The organism is Rathayibacter agropyri, assembly GCF_013249015.1.
Lineage (GTDB): Bacteria > Actinomycetota > Actinomycetes > Actinomycetales > Microbacteriaceae > Rathayibacter > Rathayibacter agropyri.
In genome coordinates this window covers 1-5,767 of record NZ_JABRPL010000013.1, presented here as the reverse complement: position 1 = coordinate 5,767, position 5,767 = coordinate 1, and the positions used below count along the sequence as shown (strand labels likewise).

The following is a 5,767-nucleotide window of genomic DNA, read 5'->3' as shown; positions in this document are numbered from 1 at the left end:
CACCCCGATGACTGCGTTGTTGCATACGTCATCCAATCAGTTCAGGAGGACCGTCCGGAATCCCTGGGTCACCCCACTCGCTGTCGTCGGTGAGACGGGAGGAGGACCTCCCGGTTGAGGTGGAGCTGCTACGGCGTCGAGTCTGACCGGGACGTTGTCCCACGCACGGCCGGCTCGTCGTCGATGACGGGTGAACGGTCTCGGCCGCAGCGAGGTTCTTCCATTTGTCCTACCCGACCGCGAACCGGTGGGCGACGTCCTCAATATCAGCCTTTTTCATCCAGTTCATGATCGAGTTCTCCGAGATCCCGAAATCCTTCGCGACCTGCGCAAAAGGCGTTTCACCTCTCCGGGCGACCGCGACGACATCCCCACGAAACTCCTCCGGACACGGCTTAGGCATGACAACCATCCTCCCAGCAGCGACCATCAGCCACCACACACCAGGAGTCGACCAAACCCTCAGCAGTCCCAGGCCGGACGCCAGGGCGTTCGTCCGCTCGACCGCCGGGCGAGTCGTCCCTTCATCACGCCGCCGAGGGCGCGCACCGCGCAGGCGGCGACGAGTCCCTCCGCGGTGCCGCCGATGCCGAGCGCGAGGTCGACGCGGCCGGAGGGGTCCGCCGCCTCGATCGCGACCGACACGTCCTCGGTCACCTCGACCGTGTTGGTCGGGATCCGGCCACGATCTGAGCTGACTACCCGTTGGTCCACTCGCAGACCCTCGCCAGCTCCTGTGGGCTGCGGTTGCTGCCGACGAGGCTAGCGCCGCTGCAGCCCTTCGCGCCGGTGGCCTTGCGGCCTGCAGCGACGAAGTCCGCCAGCCTCCTTGTCTTGTCGAGCGGAGTGATGTGCCTCTCTTTCGGGTCAACCTCGTTCGCCGTACCGCGCAGTTTCGGTGGGTGCCTTCCGCTTGCGTGCACCGTCGCCTCGGTTGCTTCGAAGCTCTGCAAGGCGGTAGTTGCCCAGCAATTGTCGCGTCCGCGGTTCGATCAGCGGTGAGTCCGTGAGTGATCGCCCTGAGCATTACGATGGGACGCGAGTGCGCTGAAGGTAGTCGAAGGAGTATGTATATGGCGAACGTGTCGACAAAACCACGATCGAGGCTTGCGCGGCTGTCCTCGACAGCCATGCTGTTGGTCGCGCTGTGCATGAGTTTCGTGGCTGTGAATGCTGATGCCGCGCAGAGCGCCGATGATGTCAGGCCCACGGTGGGATTGGTGAACGAGGATTTGGCCTCCGAGTTCAATGGTGATGAGTACACGTTTGGCACGTCGTTCGTCGACCGGATCTCGAAGGATTCCGAGTACAACTGGATCGTGCTTTCCCGCTCGGTCGCTGAGAAGGCGTACACCGATGGCTCTGTCGATGCGATCTTGTACATTCCGCAGTCATTCACGCGCGACATCCTGACACTCCAGAAGACCACCCCCACGAAAGCGACAGTCGAGTACAAGCTCGAACCGCAAGCGGACAAGCGAGCGGATCAGCTGCTGGAGAGCAGGATCGTCGCAATAGTGAATGGGTTCAACGAGAGCGTCATCAAGATGTACTACGCCTCCCTAGCAGATAACCTCGCCGAGGCCGACGGGAATATGCACGGGACCCTCAGCAACCAGGAAGCACTCATTGCGGCCCTGACCGCGGATGTGCAGAAACCATTCTCGGGCACGATTCCCCACATGGAGAACTTTGTGTCCACCGCAACAGGTCTCAAAGACGTCAACGCGGCGACCGTGGAAGCTCAGAACACGTTCACGAAGTCGGTCGCGGACTCGCTCACCACGAGCAGCGAAGCGCTCTCCGGGCAGCTGCCGAATATCGATCAGTACGCGCGCAGGCAGCAAGAGATCGCGCAGACGAACACGACCAACAGCAATAAGGGCATCGCCGATCAAGCAGCGTCTGATCGGAGCTTCTACGGTTCCCAGTTCGAGGCCTTGAGAACCAGCACGCTGTGCAAGCTGGCAGGGCGCGACGCCACAGATCTCCCCGCGCCCTGCACACGCCCGGACGGTACCATTCCGCCGCACCTGGATGGCAGGATCGCCGAACTCCAGCAGGCGATCGCGCAGTACACAGCAGATCACACCCTCGCGGTCGACAAGCTGTCTGCCGATCTCGACACGAGAATCCAGAACCTCAAAGCCATCCGAACACGTCTCAGCGCCTCGGCCGATCCTGTCGACCAGACCGACCCCGCCAACCCCGCCAACCCTTCGAACCAGACCCCCCCTGCCAACCCGACCAACCCTGCCAATCCAACGGGCCCGTCGGTTCCGGCCGCTGTGGTTGATCCGACGCTTGTCGCGAGCCTGCAGGCGGAGATCCTCGCGCTCGAGACCTCCCGCGACTCGCTCCGCACCGGCCTCCCTGCCCCGGCGTTCGATTCCGCCCTGACGAACGTGGACACCTGGTACAACGAGACGATCGCGAGCCTCAAAAAGGCGTCTCTCACAGAGAACACCGTCACCAGTCTCGAGATAGGCGACTGGAGCAGCCACACCCCAGACAGCTCCGGGCTCTATGTCGATAGCAGCGATGAACTCCGCACCAGCATCACCGGGCTCGTCAGCCAGACCGCACAGACCGGCAGCCAGATCACAAGCAGCGCAAGAACCGTGCCCGATAACACCAGCCAGTTCGACGCACTTCTGAAGAACGCCACGACGACATTCGACGGCACCGAGAACGTCCTCACAGGACTCAACAATTTCGTCGCCACAGGTAACACCGGCCTCAAAGAAAGCCAGGCCTACTACGCGAACTTCGCAACCGTCCTCGCGAACACGAGAACACCGGGCGTGGACACGAGCAGCATCTATGACTTCTTCGCCGCGCCCATCAACGCGAAGAACATCACACCAGACCAGATAGCCGCCGCCAGCATCACCGACCCGGTCAGCTGGTTCGACCCGCAGTGGGCGGCCGTGTTCGGCGGCGGACTGCTCGCCGGAATCCTCGCAACCGTACTCAGCGGCGCATTCCGCAAAAGAAAGAGAGCCTGAACGGAGACAACGCAGGCACCTTCCAGGCTTGGCTGACCAGGTTGTCCAGTGCAAAACTGCCATCAAGCATGTCCGCGGTCGGATGACCTGCCTCGTCCGGGCCCGATCAGGATCCTTGAACTGTATCTCGACAGCGACCCGGTCGACAGGCGAAATCGCCGAGCGCATCGCCCCGCGACTAGGACCGGCGACGATCCGCAGTCCGTCCCGGAGCAGCCCCCAGCAGGCTCTCTCTTTCCGTTGCCGTTCCTGTTCTGCTTCGACGTCGTCGGCGTACCCGGGGAACAGGGCGTCCCACCCGTCGGATGCGACCTGCTGGTTCTGCTCGCAATACTCCAGCATCCCCTCGGTCAAGCGTGTCAAATGGTGTGTGTAAGGGGTGGGTCTCCCTACGGAAGGAGTGACACTGTTGGCTATTGATAGGGCGTCGCGTGAAGAGCGACGCAAGGTGCAGGCGGAGGGTTCTCGACGACTGATCGAGTCGGGGATGCTGGATGATCTGTTCGCGAAGATCGACGCGGGCGAGGTTCAGCTCGATGGGGATGACGGGTTCATTTAGCAGCTGATCAAGTCGGGCCTTGAGCGGGGTCTGCGGACTGAGCTGACCGAGCATGTCGGTTATGAGAAAGGCGACCCGGGCGCGGCGTTGCACGAGAACTCGCGTAACGGGTCGTTCCCGAAGACGGTGGCCACGAACGTCGGCGATGTCGAGTTGCGGATCCCGCGCGACCGAAACGGCACGTTCACGCCGCGGCTGGTTCCGACGGGTTGTCGGCGGCTCTCGCAGCTGGACAAGATGATCATCTCTCTCTATGCCGGTGGCATGACCGTGCGTGACATTGAGCACCACCTCGTCTCCACGCTCGGAGTGGACCTCAGTCACGAGACGATCTCGACCATCACCGAGGAGATTGTGGACGAGGTCTTGGCGTAGCAGAGCCGACCGCTGGAGGCGTTCTCTCCGGTGATTTACCTCGACGCTCTCGTGATCAAGGTCCGCGACGGCGGGCACGTGCGCACCAAGACCGCGCACATCGCTGTGGGCGTTGACATGGACGGCATCAAGCACGTCCTGGGCATCTGGATTCAACACGCGGAGGGCGCGAAGTTCTGGGCGTCCGTCTGCGCCGAGCTCGCCAACCGCGGCGTCCGCGACGTCCTGATCGTCTGCGTCGATGGGCTGACGGGGTTCTCCGAGGCGATCGAGGCGACCTGGCCGGAATCGATGGTCCAGACGTGCGTCGTGCACCTGATCCGTCACGCGATGCGGTTCGTCGCCTACGGGCAGCGCAAGGCCGTCGCGGCGGCGGTGAAGCCGATCTACCAGGCGCCGACCGCGGACGCCGCTCTGGCCGCGCTGCAGGCGTTCAGAGCGTCCGCGCTGGGCCAGGCGAACCCGCGATCAGCGCAGGTGTTCGAGGACGCGTGGGAGCGCTTCACGCCGTTCCTCGCGTTCCCGACGGAGCTGCGTCGAGTGAGCTATACGACCAACTGCCAGAGGCGGTCCAACTGGACCTCCACGGTACAGACGCGGGATGAAGAACAATCCGTTCTACAAGGAGCGCCGGACGCTGCACACCGAGGAGCCGACTCTTCACCAACTCAGTAAGAAGCTCCTACAGGCGATCATCGACTCCGTCACCGCTGGGGTACCGGACACGCTCGTCGAGCTCAGCAATAACTCGGGCGAACGCGGAGCCGCATTGACAGATCATCTCAGGAGAGGCAGCTAATTCTTTGCTCGCCTCTTCCTTGAATTCCAAAATTCTCGCGCAGCTTCTTCGCCGTGCCGCTTCCTGATGACGTTAAATCTCACGGTCTTGACGATCGCACCGATAATGAGCCAGGCAACAAGTACGACGAAAGCAACTGCGCCAACGGTTTTCCCAAGTACATAAGCATCCATAACTCTTCCCGCTTTTCCTATTCTTGAATCACACAATTGAGAAGCGGGCACGTGGGGCCTGCCGGATGAAAATCTGTTCGACCAAGATTCCTTCGGTGGTGCACCCGACTGCGGTCGGCGATACCCGAGGATACCACAGGTGTGACGCGTTCGCGCGATGGAGTGCCGATCGGTCGCGAAGTCCCGCAGCTGTTCCATACTGGCATCGCTGCCGAGATAGTCAGCGTCGCTGGTCTGGTGGGACGTACATCTGATCGGGTGTCAACTCGCGACCGGTCGGAGTCTCGACTACGCGCTTGCCACGCTCATCAACAACAATCTGTAGATCGCTTCCGACCGGTAGGTCGTAGATGCCGATCAGAGCGGGCTCGATTTCGCAGGCATCGTTGAAATCGGTGATGCGCCAGTTGTCCGAGTCGGCGAGGTATTCGCTGCTGTCCGCGGCGCTCATGATGCGCCAGCCGTTGTCGACCGGTGCGTTCGAGGGCTCGCGTAGCATCCACCGCACCGGAGCGCGACCCTCCCACGCGTTCACCGTCATCAGACAGGCCCCCGCCTGAGGAATAATCTCCATACCCTGCTTCCGTCTCATGAGATCACGTCGATATCTTGCCCGGTCGCCGCAGCATACGCGCGAACCTCATCACGCATGAAACCGAACATGTTATCCGCAAGATACTGCCCCACGCTGGCCTGACGCCGCCGATCGACATGCGCTGTCAAGTCAGGTCGAGAGTGCGCCGTGACCGCAGCAAACGCGGCCCGCAAATATTCGCGGCTGGCCGAAATATCCGTGACAAGCATCGTCAGTGGAAGACCGAACCTGGGTGAGCGCAGATTAATGTCCGCCCCG

The 5,767-nt window shown here is 62.0% G+C and carries 4 protein-coding genes and 2 pseudogenes; 2 read left to right on the top strand and 4 right to left on the bottom strand.

Going from position 1 to position 5,767, the window contains the following annotated elements; all coding sequences use genetic code 11:
- Positions 1-256 precede the first annotated feature (256 nt).
- Both HRF29_RS14475 and HRF29_RS14470 read right to left on the bottom strand, forming a co-directional pair.
- Positions 257-403: pseudogene (locus HRF29_RS14475) on the bottom strand (transposase); the annotation flags it as partial.
- 59 nt (positions 404-462) lie between these two features.
- A complete protein-coding gene (locus HRF29_RS14470) occupies positions 463-714 on the bottom strand; it encodes a fructose-bisphosphatase class II (RefSeq protein ID WP_222929667.1) in 252 nt (83 codons plus the stop codon).
- A 359-nt stretch (positions 715-1,073) separates the two neighbouring features.
- On the opposite strand from HRF29_RS14470, the gene esaA reads away from it, so the two are divergent.
- Together esaA and HRF29_RS14460 are read left to right on the top strand one after the other, a co-directional pair.
- The gene (gene esaA, locus HRF29_RS14465; protein ID WP_173249555.1) at positions 1,074-3,008 is read left to right on the top strand and encodes a type VII secretion protein EsaA; all 1,935 of its coding nucleotides are present in this window, start codon (positions 1,074-1,076) and stop codon (positions 3,006-3,008) included.
- Positions 3,009-3,495: 487 nt separating this feature from the next.
- Positions 3,496-4,521, top strand: a pseudogene (locus tag HRF29_RS14460) (IS256 family transposase); the annotation flags it as partial.
- Positions 4,522-5,134: 613 nt separating this feature from the next.
- Here HRF29_RS14460 and HRF29_RS14455 read toward each other — a convergent pair.
- Both HRF29_RS14455 and HRF29_RS14450 read right to left on the bottom strand, forming a co-directional pair.
- Positions 5,135-5,488 carry an immunity protein Imm33 domain-containing protein gene (locus HRF29_RS14455; protein WP_173249554.1) on the bottom strand — a complete coding sequence of 118 codons (354 nt, stop codon included), beginning with the start codon at positions 5,486-5,488 and terminating at the stop codon, positions 5,135-5,137.
- 14 nt (positions 5,489-5,502) lie between these two features.
- On the bottom strand, positions 5,503-5,767 hold a 265-nt coding region (locus tag HRF29_RS14450), incomplete at its 5' end, for a hypothetical protein (RefSeq protein ID WP_222929665.1).